Here is a 14,882-nt window from a genome sequence, read left to right as displayed (position 1 = left end):
TTCCTTCACATTTATTGATCTGAAGGTAATTTTCTGTCATCGTCGCCCTCGACACAACCACTTTCGAGAGGCACCCCCCATGCCCAGCAGAAGAACCCTCCTGAGGGGCCTCGCCCTCGCCGCCGCCGCCTCCGCCGTGCCGTTGCCCGCCTTCGCGCAGGCCGGCTACGTTCCGCCGCTGCGTCAGATGCGCGGTATGTGGATCGCCTCCGTGGTCAACATCAACTGGCCGTCGAAGCCGGGGCTGACCGCCGACGAGCAGAAGGCCGAGTTCCTCGCCTGGCTGGACGTGGCCGTGCAACGCAAGCTCAACTCGGTGTTCGTGCAGATCAGGCCCACGGCGGACGCGTTCTGGCCGTCCCCGTTCGAGCCCTGGTCACAGTACCTGACCGGCACCCAGGGGCAGGACCCCGGTTACGACCCGCTCGCGTTCGCCGTGGCCGAGACGCACAAGCGGGGCCTGGCCTTCCACGCGTGGTTCAACCCGTACCGGGTCTCGATGCAGGCCGACCCGGCCAAGCTGCACCCCGACCACCCCGGGCGCAAGCACCCCGACTGGATTCTGCCGTTCGGCGGCAAGCTCTACTACAACCCGGGCATGCCGGAAGTGCGCACGTTCTGCCAGGACGCGATGATGGACGCGGTCACCCGCTACGACATCGACGGCCTGCACTTCGACGACTACTTCTACCCCACCAACACCACGGCCTTCGACGACAGCGCCGCGTACGCCAAGTACGGCGCCGGCTTCCCCGACCTGGCCTCCTGGCGGCGTAACAACGTCGACCTCATGGTCCAGGAGATGCAGCAGCGCGTTCTGGCGGCCAAGCCGGACATCGCCTGGGGCATCAGCCCGTCCGGGATCTGGCGCAACAAGGCCGCCGACCCGCTCGGGTCCGACACCAACGGCGGCCAGTCCTACGACAACCTGCACGCCGACACCCGAGGCTGGGTCAAGAAGGGCTGGCTCGACTACATCGCGCCCCAGCTCTACTGGTACATCGGGCAGCCGCCGGCCGACTACTCCAAGCTCGTGCCCTGGTGGGCGGACGTCGCGAGCGGCACCAAGACGCTGCTGTGGATCGGCCAGGCCGCCTACAAGGCCGGCGACCCGGCCCAGGCGGCCGAATGGCAGGCCCCGCAGGAGCTGTCCAGGCACCTGACCCTCAACGGGGACCACCCGGAGATCGGCGGCGACATCTGGTACAACGCCAATGACGTCAAGGTCGACAGGATCGGCTCGATCACGACCGCCGTGAACGATCACTACCAGCGGCCCGCGCTCGCGCCCGTGCTGCCCAGGCTAGCCGGCGGGGAGCCGCCGCGGCGGCCGGTGCTGGCCTACGCGCTGCGCCGCTCCGGCGGCGTCGAGGTGCGGGCGGTGGCCACCGGCAGGGACGAGCCGTTCCTGTTCGCGATCTTCCGCTTCGCCAGGGACGCCGCCTCCGGCGCCTTCGCCGACGCGCGCAACCTGGTCGCGGTGGTGCCGGGCGATCGCCAGGTGCGCTGGACGGACCCCGACGGCAAGCGCGGCGATCACTACTACGTGGTCGCGGTGGACCGCGTCAACCGGACGAGCAAGCCCAGCAACGGCTTCAGGGTGCTCTGAGGGAAGAAATGGCCGGGAACGAGCCGGTGACGTGTCCGTGAGCGTGCTCCGCTCACGTGCGTCGCCGGCCCGCTTTCCCGACCTGCGACGAGCCCGGCGCCTCGCCTGAAAGGACGGGCGCCGCCGCCCGGCACCGTGCCCTCGGGCACGGTGAAGCCAGGGTCCCGACACTGGCGGAACCCTTCGCAGAAGCCCCGGTTCGCAGAACCGGTGCCTAAGAAGCCCTGCGCCCGGCCGCCGACGGTTGTTCGGCCGAGGTTCCCGATGCCCGCTGCGGTGGCACGACAGGGGTCGGGCGGACCAGACCGAGCGCGACGACCTCGTTGGCCAGCCGTGTGCGCCGGTTGGTGCCCTCGGGAATCCTGAACTTCTGGTAGAGCCGCAGCAGATGCTGCTTGACCGCGGCCTCGGTCACGACCAGGTCGTCGGCGATCTCGCGTGCGGTCGCCGGAGCGACGAACGCCTCGTCAGACAGGGCCGGCCTGCACAGCGAGGTCAGCACGTCGACCTCGCGCCTGGTGAGCTCGGGCGCCGCCGCCCTGCGCAGCTCGACCTCGGGGGTGAAGTCCTCACGAGGGACTCCACCTATGCGACCCCGTGCCGCGCCGAAGGAGACGACGTCACCGTCGTCGAGCACCCTCCGGGCGATCGGCCTGCCGTTCACCCGTGTGCCGTTCCTGGACAGACCCAGGTCCACGACATACAGGTAAGGTCCTCGTCTGACGAACTCGGCATGGAGCCGAGACACGCTGGGGTCGGTGAGCCGGATGTCGACGCCCCGGCCCCTTCCGACAGTCGTGATCTCGGGGCGCAACGGGACCACCTCGCCAGTGTCCTCGATGCGTATGAACGGCCCCTCCACGGCAGTTCCTCCCCAGGTAGCCCGCCGTAACTATTACTACAGCTCCGGCTTACCCAAACGAGGGGATGCGGAATCGCCTTTGCCGAAAGGAGAATCCGACGTGAAATTGGTCTGGACCTTTGCGGACGGTTTTGCCTGCTCACGGGTAGACTTCGGACGGAGATAAGCGGAGGAAACACTCATGGCGGACAAGCCCACGAAAGGCCTGGCCGATGTCGTAGCCGCGTCCACAGCGCTGAGCGACATTGACGGAAAGGCCGGTCGGCTCTTCTACCGTGGATACGACATCCACGATCTGGCCGGCCGTGCGACGTTCGAGGAGACCTCACACCTGCTCCAGCGAGGCAAGCTGCCCACCCGCTCCGAACTGGACGCCTACGGCACCGAGTTGGCGCAGGGCCGCGAGCTGGGCGGCCTCGTCTCCGCGAACATCGCCGAGATCGCCGAGAAGCAGAAACCCATGGAGGCGCTGCGCTCGCTGGTCTCGCTGGCCGGCGCCGACGACGCCGACAAAGACTCCAGCACCCCCGACGCCAACCTGCGCAAGGCCGCCCGGCTGGTGGCCCAGCAGCCCCTGCTGGTCGCCCGCTACCACGCCGCCCGCACCGGCTCCGACGTCCCCGACGCCGACCCCTCGCTGAGCATCGCCGCGAACTTCCTGCTCCAGGTGACGGGCCGCACGCCGCAGGCCCGCGAGGTCGAGATCTTCGACCAGTGCCTGGTCCTGCACGCCGACCACACGATGAACGCCTCCACGTTCGCCGCCCGCGTCTGCGCCGCGACCCTGTCGGACATGCACTCCGCCATCGTCGCCGCCATCGGCACCCTCAAAGGACCGCTCCACGGCGGGGCGAACGAGCAGGTCATGAAGACGCTGGAGTCGCTGGCCCCCGGCCGCGTGGCCCAGGCCGTACGCGAAAAGCTGGACGCCCACGAGAAGATCATGGGATTCGGCCACCGCGTCTACAAGACCGAGGACCCCCGCGCCACACATCTGCGCAGGATGTCCGCCGAACTGGCCGAGTCCACCGGCGACGACACCTACTATCGGATGTCCAAGGAGATGGAGGAGGTCGTCCTCGAGACCAAGGGCCTCTACCCGAACGTCGACTTCTACGCCGCGTCGGTGTACCACTATCTCGGTATTCCGACCGACCTGTTCACGCCGGTCTTCTCCATCAGCCGGATGTCCGGCTGGACCGCTCACGTGATCGAGCAGCACGCCGACAACCGGCTGATCCGGCCCGACAGTGAGTACATCGGGGAGACGGACCAGAAGTGGAAGCCGATCGACGAGCGATGAGCGTAGAGAGATGAGTTGCCGTTGAGCCAAGGGACCGAACGCGAGACCTGGGGGCCGTACCCGCTGATCCTGGCGGGTGCGGTCGTGAGTCTGCTCGTGATCTTCTTCGTGGACCCGCGCTGGGGCGGGTTCACCATGGGCGCCTTCATCATGATCGCCGCCGCGCTCCGCTTCGCCGGTTACAGCGGGCAACTGTCCATCAGGAGCAAGAAGGTCGACGTCATCACCCTGGCGGGATTTGGCTTCGTCCTGGTCCTGACCTCGCTCTTGCTGTACAACAACGAGCTCAAGGCGCTGATCTTGTCCCTTTTCGCCCGGTGACCGGACGGTCCGATAGCCTCAACGCATCGATTCATTGAAGGGGAACCATTCGCATGCCCAAGATCAAGGTGGAGGGTCCTGTCGTCGAGCTTGACGGCGACGAGATGACCCGGATCATCTGGCAATTCATCAAGGACCAGTTGATCCTTCCCTACCTCGACGTCGACCTGAAGTACTACGACCTCGGCATCGAGCACCGTGACGCGACGGACGACCAGGTCACCATCGACGCCGCCAACGCCATCAAGAAGTACGGCGTCGGTGTGAAATGCGCCACCATCACCCCGGACGAGGCGCGGGTCGAGGAGTTCGGACTCAAGAAGATGTGGAAGTCCCCCAACGGGACCATCCGCAACATTCTCGGCGGCGTCATCTTCCGCGAGCCGATCATCATGTCGAACGTGCCGCGCCTCGTCCCCGGCTGGACCAAGCCGATCGTCGTCGGCCGTCACGCCTTCGGCGACCAGTACCGTGCGACCGACCTGAAGATCCCCGGTGAGGGCACGCTGACCCTGACGTTCACGCCGAAGGACGGCACCGAGCCGATCGAGCTCGACGTGTACGACTTCCCCGGCAGCGGCATCGCGATGGCGATGTACAACCTGGACGAGTCGATCCGCGACTTCGCCCGCGCCTCGATGCGCTACGGCCTCAACCGCAACTACCCCGTCTACCTCTCCACCAAGAACACGATCCTCAAGGCGTACGACGGCCGCTTCAAGGACATCTTCGCCGAGATCTACGAGAGCGAGTTCAAGGACGAGTTCGAGAAGGCCGGCCTGACCTACGAGCACCGCCTCATCGACGACATGGTCGCCGCGGCGCTCAAGTGGGAGGGCGGCTACGTCTGGGCCGCGAAGAACTACGACGGCGACGTCCAGTCCGACACCGTCGCCCAGGGCTTCGGCTCCCTCGGCCTGATGACCTCGGTCCTGATGACCCCCGACGGCCAGACCGTCGAGGCCGAGGCCGCGCACGGCACCGTCACCCGCCACTACCGCCAGCACCAGCAGGGCAAGCCGACCTCCACCAACCCCATCGCCTCGATCTACGCCTGGACGCGTGGCCTGGCCCACCGAGGCAAGCTCGACAACACCCCCGGGGTGAGCGACTTCGCCAACAAGCTGGAGCAGGTCTGCGTCGAGACCGTCGAGGGCGGCCAGATGACCAAGGACCTGGCGCTCCTGGTCGGCGGCGACGCCGAGTGGCTGACCACCCAGGACTTCCTGGCGGCGCTGGATGAGAACCTCAAGAAGAAGATGGCCTGATCGTCTTCCTCCCCGCGCGAAGGGCCGCCCTCGGGCGGCCCTTTCCCATGTCTTGACATGGTGCCTGCGTGGCGTTGTTGATCAGTTGGGTAGGAGCCCCCTCGTAATCAGTCGTACGCGTCTCGGGGGGTTCGGATGCGACTGCGAATTTTGAGTGGGCTGGGGGTGCTCGCTGCCGCCGCGTTCCTGACCGGATGCGATTCGCAGCCCAGCACCGTCAAACTGACCGACACCAAGAGCGACGCCGTCGCGAAGCTCAAGGCGGCCAGGGCTGCCAAGATCAAGGCCGCCGCCAAGGTCAAGGCCAACGAGCTCGGGCAGATCCCGGTGTTGATGTTCCACCGGATCGTCCCCAAGCCGGCGACGACGGACGACAGGTCGCCCCAGCAGTTCAGGGAAGACCTGGAACGGTTGGTCAGAGAGGACTACGTGCCGATCACGGCCGCCCAGATGGTGTCCGGCAAGATCGACATTCCGGCTGGGAAGCACCCCGTCGTGCTGACCTTCGATGACTCCTCCCCTTCGCAGCTCACCCTGAACGAGGTGGGCGTGCCCCAGAAGGACACGGCCGTCGCCATCCTCAAAGAGGTGGCCGCCGCGCACCCGGGGTGGCGTCCGGCCGCCACGTTCTACGTGACGCGTGACATGTTCGGCAAGACCATCCCCGAGGAGCAGGCGCAGACGCTGGGCTGGCTCAAGGACAACGGCTTCGAGATCGGCAACCACACCCGCGACCACCTCAACCTGCGCGGACGGCCGCAGAAGGACGTCGAGGAGCAGATCGGCTCGATCGCCAAGCAGATCAACACCCTGTCCGGCGTCAACCCGACCACGATCGCGCTGCCCTACGGCAACCAGCCGCGCAACAAGGAGTGGGCCCTGCACGGCAAGTTCTACAACCACCAGGGCGCGTTCCTGGCGGGGTACACGCCTGCTCCGGCGCCGTTCAGCAAGGCGTTCGACCCGGCAGGCATCCCGCGGATCAAGGTCATGGAGAAGAAGGGCGACTGCGCGCAGTTCTGCTCGGCGGCCTGGCTCGACTGGCTGAAGAACAACCCGGACATGCGCTACACCTCCGACGGCGACGTCGGGACGGTGGCCTATCCGAAGTTCAAGACTCCCTACCTGCGTAAGTCGTTCGCCACCTGGAGCCTGCCCTACTGACGCGCTCAGGATTTCCTGACGAACGTGAGGCCGGCCCGGTTCAGGCGTTCGATGAGCGGCAGGCCCATGGCCGAGGCCGTGGTGAGCTGTCCCGCCCGGTCGGGGAGGTCGTCGAAGGCCAGGCAGAGCGCCGACTCGCCGAGCATCTTGGCGGTCTCGTCGTAGCCGGGGTCGCCGCCCGCGACCTCCGTGACCACGCGCTCGCCCCCGCCCTCGCCCAGGAACGTGACCGTGAACCAGCTCCTGGCGCGCCTGCCGGGCGACGGGCCGCCCCCGGGCTTCAGCCGGCCACGGATCCAGCCGCGGACCGGCGGGACCATGGCGAGCGCCGCGAACGCGCCCGCGCCCGCCGCCGTGGCCAGGGCGGCGGGCAGGGTCCTGACGGCGTAGTGCTGGCGGTAGGTGAAGTCGGGGCCGTAGCGGTCGAGGAGGCGGGCTGAGTAGCCGACGATGCGCGGGTCGACGGTGGGCATCGGCAGCGCCCAGCCGCCCACGTACCGCAGGCCGCCCGGCAGGGAGCTCACCCTGCGCCCGGCGGGGAGCGGCTCGGCGGAGCGGCGCCGGGAGCTCTGCTCGGCCATCTGGCAGGCGCGGCCGATGATGGTCGTCATGGTGGCCAGCGTGCCGCTCGACGGGGTTCCGCTGACCCGCAGGAAGCCGCTGACCTTGAGCGGGACGCCCTCGGGCAGTTGCGTGACCGTGTAGAGGACGCCCAGGTCGAAGGGGATGGAGTCGAAGCCGCAGGCGTGCACGATCTTGGCGCCGCTCCTGGCCGCCCGCTCGTGGTGGCGCACGTAGACCCGGTCCACGAACTCCGCCTCGCCCGTCAGGTCCAGGTAGTGGGTGCCGGCCTCGGCGCACGCCGCGACGAGCGGCTCGCCGTGCACGAGGTAGGGGCCGACCGTGGTGGCCAGGACGCGGGTGCGGCGGGCCAGCTCGGCCAGCGAGGCCGGGTCGGCGGCGTCGGCGATCAGGATGGGCACGTCCAGCCCGAGCCGCTCCAGCTTGGCGCGGTCGCGTCCGGCCAGCGCCCATCGCGTGCCGGGGCCCGCGGCTTGTGCCAGGTATCCGGCCGTCAGCGCGCCGGTGAATCCGCTTGCTCCGAAGAGCACGATGTCGTAGGGGCGGTCCATGTTCCGAGCCTGCTGGAGACGGCTCTCGGGGGCAAGAACCCCTGTGGATGAGGCGAACCCGTGACGTCACGAACGATTAACGGATCCCTGGGAAGTTGCTGAGCGTCGTAAAGTTTTCGTCGTTGGGGTTCAGTACACGTGGGGAATGACGAATGCCGCAAATCTCGCCGCTGGTCACCGGCGATCCCATCGAGTTGGGGTCGTTCCGGCTGTCCGGACGGATCGGAGAAGGTGGGCAGGGCATCGTCTACCTGGGCGTCAACGACAGCGGAGAACGGGCCGCGATCAAACTGCTGCACGTGAAGTTCAGCGGCGACACCAGCGCGCGGTCACGCTTCGCCAGGGAGTTGAAGGCGGCGCAGCGGGTGGCGTCGTTCTGCACCGCCCGGGTCATAGAGGCCGACCTCGACGGCGACACGCCCTACATCGCCAGCGAGTACATCGACGGCCGGCCGCTCAGAGAGCTCATCGAGACCGACGGGCCGCTCGTCGGCACCGTGCTCGACCGGCTGGCGATCGGCACCGCCACGGCGCTCACCGCCATCCACCACGCCTCGATCGTGCACAGGGACTTCAAGCCCGACAACGTGCTGATCGCCGCCGACGGGCCGCGCGTGGTCGACTTCGGCATCGCCCGCATCATCGACTCCACCGGGACGATCACCAGCCGGGCCATCGGCACGCCCGCCTACATGGCGCCCGAGCAGATCGCCGGCGACGAGATCGGGCCCTACACCGACGTGTTCTCCTGGGGCGCGACCATCGCCTTCGCGGCCACGGGCGAGACCGCGTTCGAGGGCAAGTCCATCGCGATGGTGCTCAACCGCATCCTCAACCACGAGGTCGACGTCGGCATGATGCCGGAGCCGCTGCAGAGCGTGGTGCGCTCGGCGCTGGCCAAGTCGCCCGCCGAGCGGCCGTCGGCCGACCAGATCCTGCTGCGGCTGCTCGGGCAGTCGTCCAACGTGGGGGCCTCCACGGCCGTGCTCACCCGGGGCGTGCAGGTGGCCACCGACGACACCACGCCGTTCCTGCGGGTCTCGGCCGGGTCGATCACCGACAAGCCGGGCATCGCGCTGCCGTCGCAGGACCGTACGGGCCAGCGGGCCCACGCCTCGCCGCCGACCGGCTCCGGGCACGTGGCCGCGCCGTCGTCGCTCCCAGGCAACGCTCAGCCGCCCCCAGGCAACGCTCACCCGCCGCCGGGCCCCACGACCGCCGCGCCGACCGCCGCGCCCCCCACGACCACCTCAGGGACCGCACCGCCCGCCACCGTGCCGCCGACCACCGTGCCGCCCGCGACCGGGTCGGCCGACACGGAGGCGCGGCCCCATCCGGCGCAGGAGCCCGCCCCGCCGGCCAGGAGCCGCCGGGCTCGGGTGTGGATCGCGCTGGTCACCGCCCTGATCCTGATCGCCGCCGCCGCGTTCGCGCTGATGCTGAACGGCTGGCCGAAGCTGGCCGCCTTCCTGCAGCAGCCCGAGCAGACCGGAGGGCCGGAGGGGCCGGGGTCGTACTCCTCGGTGGTGGACAAGGTCGCCGAGACCGGAAAAATCGTGATCGGCGTCAAAGGTGACCTGCCCGGCATCGGGCTGGAGAACGGCGACAGTTTCGAGGGCTTCGACATCGAGATCGCCAAGCGCATCGCCGCGCAGTTAGGGGCCAAGGAGACGACGTTCACGCGCGTCGGCAGGTATGACAGGACCGAGGCGCTGGCCGAGGGCAAGATGGACCTGGTCGTCGCGACGTTCGCGGTCGACGAGAGCCAGACCCAGTTCGCCGGGCCCTACTACCTGGCGCACCGCGACGTCCTGGTCAAGGCGGACAGCGGCATCGACTCGATCGACGACCTCACCGGGAAGAAGATCTGCGCGCTCAACGTCGGCGACGTGCAGGAGAAGGTGAAGGTCAAGCCCGTGGTGGCGCGCAACTACGCCGAGTGCATGGACCTGCTCAGGAGCGGCAAGGTGGACGCGGTGCCCGGCGAGGACCTGATCCTGGCCGGGTTCGCCAACCGCGAGAGCCTGAGCTACAAGATCCTCGGGGCCAGGCTGAGCAACGAGCGTTACGCCGTCGGCATCAAGTACGGCGACGTGCGGACCTGCCAGGCCGTGAACGGCATCATCGCCGGCCTCTACCGCGACGGCGTCATCGAGGGGCTCCTGACCACGTATTTCAACAAGGTCGACTTCGACAAGGAGCTGAAACAGCCCGCGAGGGAAAGCTGCTGATGACGAGCGGGTAACATCCTGCACGTCAACGATTCTTGCTGCGAGTTAGGGGAAGGCCATGGCGTCCTCAGCCACTGTGCCCGTCAAGGTGACCGTCACCGGAGCGGCCGGCCAGATCGGTTACGCGTTGCTGTTCCGCATCGCGTCGGGTCAGCTTCTGGGCGCCGATGTTCCGGTCAAGCTCAGCCTGCTGGAGGTCCCGGCGGCGGTGAAGGCCGCAGAGGGCACGGCGATGGAGCTGGACGACTGCGCGTTCCCGCTGCTGTCCGGTATCGAGATCACCGACGACCCCAACGTGGCCTTCTCGGGCGCCAACGTCGCCCTGCTGGTCGGCGCCATGCCCCGTAAGGCCGGCATGGAGCGCGGCGACCTGCTCGGCGCCAACGGCGGCATCTTCGGCCCGCAGGGCAAGGCCATCAACGACCACGCGGCCGACGACATCAAGGTCCTGGTCGTCGGCAACCCGGCCAACACCAACGCGCTCATCGCCCAGCAGAACGCGCCCGACGTGCCGTCCGACCGCTTCACGGCGATGACCAGGCTCGACCACAACCGCGCGCTGTCGCAGCTCGCCGCCAAGCTGCAGGTGCCGGTCACCGAGATCAAGAAGATGACGATCTGGGGCAACCACTCCGCCACGCAGTACCCCGACCTGTTCCACGCCGAGGTCGGCGGCAAGGTCGCGGCCGAGCAGGTCGATGCCGAGTGGCTGCGCGAGACGTTCATCCCGACGGTGGCCAAGCGCGGCGCGGCCATCATCGCGGCCCGCGGCGCCTCCTCGGCGGCCTCGGCCGCCAACGCCGCGGTCGACCACGTCCACGACTGGGTCAACGGCACCGAGTGGACCTCGGCCGCGGTCGTCTCCGACGGCTCCTACGGGGTGCCCGAGGGCCTCATCTCGTCGTTCCCCGTGCGCGCGGCCAACGGCAGGTTCGAGATCATCCAGGGCCTTGAGATCGACGCGTTCTCCCGCGAGCGCATCGACGCCAGCGTCGGCGAGCTCGTCGAGGAGCGCGACGCGGTGAAGGAGCTCGGCCTCATCTGATCGGCCGGTACGGCTCCCGGGCCCTCAGGGCCCGGGAGCGATCGGCGTGGGGCACGACGACGGCGCGAACGCAGGACCGGGCCCCGGCGTGGCGAAGATGACGCCTGCCGCGGCCATGAGGCTGCCCACCGCGATGAGGACGCCGAAGAGCAGCCTCGTGACCCTTGGTGAAAAGCTCCTCACATTTCGGTATCACAGCACATATTCCATCCGCGTATCACGCGTTTCGGGAAAGCGCTCCCCACGCATCGGAGACGATCTCGTGCAGGGACGCCCGTTCGGCCTTCCACCCAAGCTCCCGCTGGATCTTCGCGGACGAGGCGACGAGCACGGCCGGATCGCCGGGACGGCGCTCGCCGACGACGGCGGGGATCTCATGGCCGGTGACCTCACGGCAGACCGAGATGACCTCCTGCACGGAGAAGCCCGTGCCGCTGCCCAGGTTGTAGATCTTGTGCTCGCCCGGAGTGATCGCCTCCAGCGCCAGCAGGTGCGCGCGGGCCAGGTCGGCCACGTGGATGTAGTCGCGCACGCAGGTGCCGTCCTGCGTCGGGTAGTCGGTGCCGAACACGCTCACCGACTCGCGCTCGCCGGTCGCGACCTTGAGGACGTTCGGGATGAGGTGGGTCTCGACCGTGTGCCGCTCGCGGTAGCGGCCGTAGGCGCCCGCCACGTTGAAGTAGCGCAGGCTCACCGCGCCCAGCCCGCGCATCCGCGCGAACGCGCTCAGCGTGGTGTCGACGGCCAGTTTGGTGGCGCCGTAGGGGTTGGTCGGGCGGGTCGGGTCGCCCTCCTCGATGGGGGAGCGCTCGGGCTCGCCGTACGTGGCGGCGGTCGAGGAGAACACGATCCGGCCCACGCCCTTGTCCCGCATGGCGTCGAGCAGGGCCAGCGTGGCGCCCAGGTTGCTCGCCCAGTACAGCCCCGGTTCCGCCACGGACTCGCCCACCAGCGACTTGGCGGCGAAGTGCAGCACCGCGTCCATGCCGTCGAGCGCGTCGCTGGCCTCGGTGATGTTCGCTTTAACGAATCTGGCACCCTCCGGCACCGCGTCCTCATGCCCGGTCGACAGGTCGTCGAGTACGGTCACCTCGTGTCCCGCCTCGACGAGTTGCGCGGCGACGACACTGCCGACGTATCCGGCCCCTCCGGTGACCAACAGCCTCATGTGTACTCCTGTGCGAATATGTTTGAATTTGTACGGCTTAACGTTCAGCATACGCGGGAAGGGGCACAAGTACGCTGCCAACCACCATGTTTGACACCGTCGCGGCCAACATCGCCCTGGTTCTGGTCTTCATTCTGATCGGGGGATTCTTCGCCGCCGCAGAGATCGCGATGGTCTCCCTACGGGACAGCCAGATCCGGAAGCTCTCCCAGCTAGGCCGTCGGGGAGAGCGCGTGGCCAAACTCGCCCGCGATCCCAACCGCTTCCTGTCCGCCGTGCAGATCGGCGTCACGGTCGCCACCATGCTCTCGGCCGCGTTCGGCGCCGCCCGGCTCTCGGCGTACCTCGTGCCCGTGCTCGAACACGTGCGGGTGCCCGGCGCGATCGCGCCCGTGGTGGCCCTCGTGCTGGTGACGCTGGCGATCTCGTACGTCTCCCTCGTCCTCGGCGAACTCGCCCCCAAGCGCCTGGCGCTGCAGCGGACCGAGGGCCTGTCGCTCTTCGTGGCCCCCACCCTCGACCGGATCGCCTTCCTGTCGCGCCCGATCATCTGGATGTTGTCGAAGTCCACCGACGGCGTGGTCAGGCTGCTCGGCGGCAACCCGGCGGCCGACAGGGAGGAGGTCACCACCGAGGAACTGCGTGACATGGTCGTCGGGCACACCGACCTGACCGCCGACGAGCGCAAGCTGATCAACGAAGTGTTCGCCGCCGGGAAACGGCAGCTCAGGGAGGTGATGCTGCCGCGCACGGAGGTGGAGTTCATGGACGCCGACACGCCGCTGAACGAGGCCGCCCAGTTGGCCGCCACGCTCCCGCACTCCCGCTTCCCGGTCTACCGCGAGTCCTACGATGAGGTCATCGGCTTCGTCCACGTACGCGACCTGCTGGACCCGGAGCTCATCGGGCGGACCGAGCCGATCAGCGCGGTCGTGCCGATCAGGCCGGCCAAGTTCGTGCCCGCGTCCAAGCGCCTGCTCTCCACGCTGAACGAGATGCGCGACGAAGGCCAGCACCTGGCGATCGTGGTCGACGAGTACGGCGGCACGGCCGGCATCGTCACCATGGAGGACCTGGTCGAGGAGCTGATCGGCGACATCAGGGACGAGTACGACGTCGAGGAGGACGTCGTCGTCCTGCCCGCGGGCGAGATCGAGATCGACGGCCTGACGAACCTCAACGACTTCGCCACAGAAACCGGCATCAGACTCCCGGACGGTCCTTACGAGACGTTGGGCGGTTTCGTGATGGCGATGCTCGGGCATGTCCCCTCAGTCGGCGAAAAAGTCGAAATTTCGGGCTTTGAGCTGACCGTCACCGAGCTCGACGGCCGCCGTATCGCCCGCGTCAGAGTGAAACGCCGACCGGTCGTCGAGTCGCCCTCGGACCAGGATTCCTGACACAATTGCCTGCTATGGCCAGACCTCGTGTTCTCTCCGGCATCCAGCCGACCGCGGACTCCTTCCACCTGGGCAACTATCTGGGTGCGGTCCGCCAGTGGGTCACGCTGCAGGAGACCCACGACGCCTTCTACTGCGTGGTCGACCTGCACGCGATCACCGTGCCGACCGAGCCCGCCGACCTGCGCCGCCGCTCCCGCGTGGCCGCGGCCCAGCTCTTCGCCGCCGGCCTCGACCCCGAGCGCTCCACCGTCTTCGTGCAGTCGCACGTACGCGAGCACACCGAGCTGGCCTGGGTGCTGATCTGCCTCACCGGCATGGGCGAGGCGGCCAGGATGACGCAGTTCAAGGACAAGTCGGCCAAGTTCGGCGAGAGCGCGGCCAGCGTCGGCCTGTTCACCTATCCGATCCTGCAGGCCGCCGACATCCTGCTCTACCAGGCCGACCGCGTCCCCGTCGGGGCCGACCAGAAGCAGCACCTCGAGCTCACGCGCGACCTCGGGCAGCGCTTCAACCACCGCTTCGGCGAGACGTTCACGCTGCCGGAGCCGTACATCCTCAAAGAGGTCGAGAAGATCACCGACCTGCAGGACCCGACGGCGAAGATGTCGAAGTCGTCGTCGAGCCCCGCCGGCATCCTCGACGTCCTCGAGCAGCCGGGCCCGCTGCGCAAGAAGGTCATGCGGGCGGTCACCGACACCGGCTCCGAGGTCCTGTTCGACGAGGAGAACAAGCCCGGCATCTCCAACCTGCTGCGCATCCAGTCCGCCCTGACAGGCACCCCGATCCCCGACCTGGTCGCCCGCTACGAGGGGCAGGGCTACGGCACGTTCAAGAAGGACGTGGCGGAGGTCGTGGCCGACACCTTCACCCCGATCAGGGAGCGCACGGAGAAGCTGCTGTCGGACGAGAGCGAACTCGACCGGATGCTGGCCGTCGGGGCCGAGCGGGCCTCCGCCGTGGCCAGGCAGACCATGGAGCAGGTCCGCGAGCGCGTGGGCTTCCTGCCCACGCTGTAGGGCCGGCGACCGCTCCTGGGTGAGCGGATGAACGGACGTTTCCCCGGGCTGGCGGCGCTTGAGGAGGCCGGGGCGTTCGCCGTGTCGGACGCCGCGCTGCCGTACACGCTGCAGCGCGCGCTCGACCGTTTCGCCTTCGGCCTCGACCTCGTCCTGGACGCCGTCGGCGCCCGGGTGGCGGCGGCCCGGCCGTGGCGATCGATCAGCTGCCGCGGGTCGCCCGGTGCACCCGCAGCAGCGCCCGCAGGGCGGCCAGGCTCGGCCTGGTGAGCCGGACCTCGTCGTGGACCGCAGTCCAGCCTGACTGGTGCCGCTCGAACGTCCACCCGGGAAACTCCCTGATGGCCTCCTCCTGTAGT

13 protein-coding genes are annotated in these 14,882 nt (G+C 68.4%); 10 read left to right on the top strand and 3 right to left on the bottom strand.

The genetic code is table 11. From position 1 onward, the window contains the following. The first annotated feature begins 79 nt into the window (after positions 1 to 79). Positions 80 to 1,609, top strand: coding sequence for a glycoside hydrolase family 10 protein (locus tag ACFOY2_RS25495; protein ID WP_379530608.1), 1,530 nt, complete (start codon positions 80 to 82; stop codon positions 1,607 to 1,609). A gap of 214 nt (positions 1,610 to 1,823) precedes the next feature. Here the strand turns inward: ACFOY2_RS25495 and ACFOY2_RS25490 are convergent, their stop codons facing one another. After that, complete coding sequence (locus ACFOY2_RS25490; protein ID WP_357819472.1) at positions 1,824 to 2,471, bottom strand: FHA domain-containing protein; 648 nt, start codon at positions 2,469 to 2,471, stop codon at positions 1,824 to 1,826. Between the two features lie 181 nt (positions 2,472 to 2,652). On the opposite strand from ACFOY2_RS25490, the gene ACFOY2_RS25485 reads away from it, so the two are divergent. The 4 genes from ACFOY2_RS25485 (at position 2,653) to ACFOY2_RS25470 (ending at position 6,527) form a co-directional block, all read left to right on the top strand. Next, a complete protein-coding gene (locus tag ACFOY2_RS25485; RefSeq protein WP_379530607.1) occupies positions 2,653 to 3,774 on the top strand; it encodes a citrate/2-methylcitrate synthase in 1,122 nt (373 codons plus the stop codon). Between the two features lie 21 nt (positions 3,775 to 3,795). After that, positions 3,796 to 4,095: a DUF3017 domain-containing protein gene (locus ACFOY2_RS25480; protein WP_379530606.1), complete on the top strand. Its 300-nt coding sequence runs from the start codon at positions 3,796 to 3,798 to the stop codon at positions 4,093 to 4,095. A gap of 53 nt (positions 4,096 to 4,148) precedes the next feature. Beyond that, a complete protein-coding gene (locus tag ACFOY2_RS25475) occupies positions 4,149 to 5,363 on the top strand; it encodes an NADP-dependent isocitrate dehydrogenase (RefSeq protein WP_379530605.1) in 1,215 nt (404 codons plus the stop codon). A 135-nt stretch (positions 5,364 to 5,498) separates the two neighbouring features. Then, a complete protein-coding gene (locus ACFOY2_RS25470) occupies positions 5,499 to 6,527 on the top strand; it encodes a polysaccharide deacetylase family protein (RefSeq protein WP_379530604.1) in 1,029 nt (342 codons plus the stop codon). A 5-nt stretch (positions 6,528 to 6,532) separates the two neighbouring features. On the opposite strand, the gene ACFOY2_RS25465 is transcribed toward ACFOY2_RS25470, so the two are convergent. Next, entirely contained in the window at positions 6,533 to 7,660 is a 1,128-nt protein-coding gene (locus tag ACFOY2_RS25465) for a saccharopine dehydrogenase family protein (RefSeq protein WP_379530603.1), read from the bottom strand. Between the two features lie 152 nt (positions 7,661 to 7,812). On the opposite strand from ACFOY2_RS25465, the gene ACFOY2_RS25460 reads away from it, so the two are divergent. Next, positions 7,813 to 9,891, top strand: coding sequence for a serine/threonine-protein kinase (locus tag ACFOY2_RS25460; protein ID WP_379530602.1), 2,079 nt, complete (start codon positions 7,813 to 7,815; stop codon positions 9,889 to 9,891). A gap of 58 nt (positions 9,892 to 9,949) precedes the next feature. After that, on the top strand, positions 9,950 to 10,936 hold the full coding sequence (locus ACFOY2_RS25455) for a malate dehydrogenase (RefSeq protein ID WP_379530601.1): 987 nt from the start codon (positions 9,950 to 9,952) through the stop codon (positions 10,934 to 10,936). A gap of 217 nt (positions 10,937 to 11,153) precedes the next feature. Here the strand turns inward: ACFOY2_RS25455 and galE are convergent, their stop codons facing one another. Then, complete coding sequence (gene galE / locus ACFOY2_RS25450) at positions 11,154 to 12,104, bottom strand: UDP-glucose 4-epimerase GalE (RefSeq protein ID WP_379530600.1); 951 nt, start codon at positions 12,102 to 12,104, stop codon at positions 11,154 to 11,156. An 86-nt stretch (positions 12,105 to 12,190) separates the two neighbouring features. Here galE and ACFOY2_RS25445 point away from each other — a divergent pair, with 86 nt between their 5' ends. The 3 genes from ACFOY2_RS25445 to ACFOY2_RS25435 are packed head-to-tail and all read left to right on the top strand — an operon-like array spanning position 12,191 to position 14,793. Then, complete coding sequence (locus ACFOY2_RS25445) at positions 12,191 to 13,504, top strand: hemolysin family protein (RefSeq protein WP_379530599.1); 1,314 nt, start codon at positions 12,191 to 12,193, stop codon at positions 13,502 to 13,504. Between the two features lie 14 nt (positions 13,505 to 13,518). Beyond that, positions 13,519 to 14,523, top strand: a complete 1,005-nt coding sequence (trpS, locus tag ACFOY2_RS25440; protein WP_379530598.1) for a tryptophan--tRNA ligase — start codon at positions 13,519 to 13,521, stop codon at positions 14,521 to 14,523. Positions 14,524 to 14,550: 27 nt separating this feature from the next. Next, a complete protein-coding gene (locus ACFOY2_RS25435) occupies positions 14,551 to 14,793 on the top strand; it encodes a hypothetical protein (protein WP_379530597.1) in 243 nt (80 codons plus the stop codon). Positions 14,794 to 14,882 lie beyond the last annotated feature (89 nt).

The sequence above is a fragment of the Nonomuraea purpurea genome, from assembly GCF_042650645.1.
GTDB lineage: Bacteria > Actinomycetota > Actinomycetes > Streptosporangiales > Streptosporangiaceae > Nonomuraea > Nonomuraea purpurea.
This window is presented reverse-complemented; position numbering and strand designations above follow the sequence as displayed.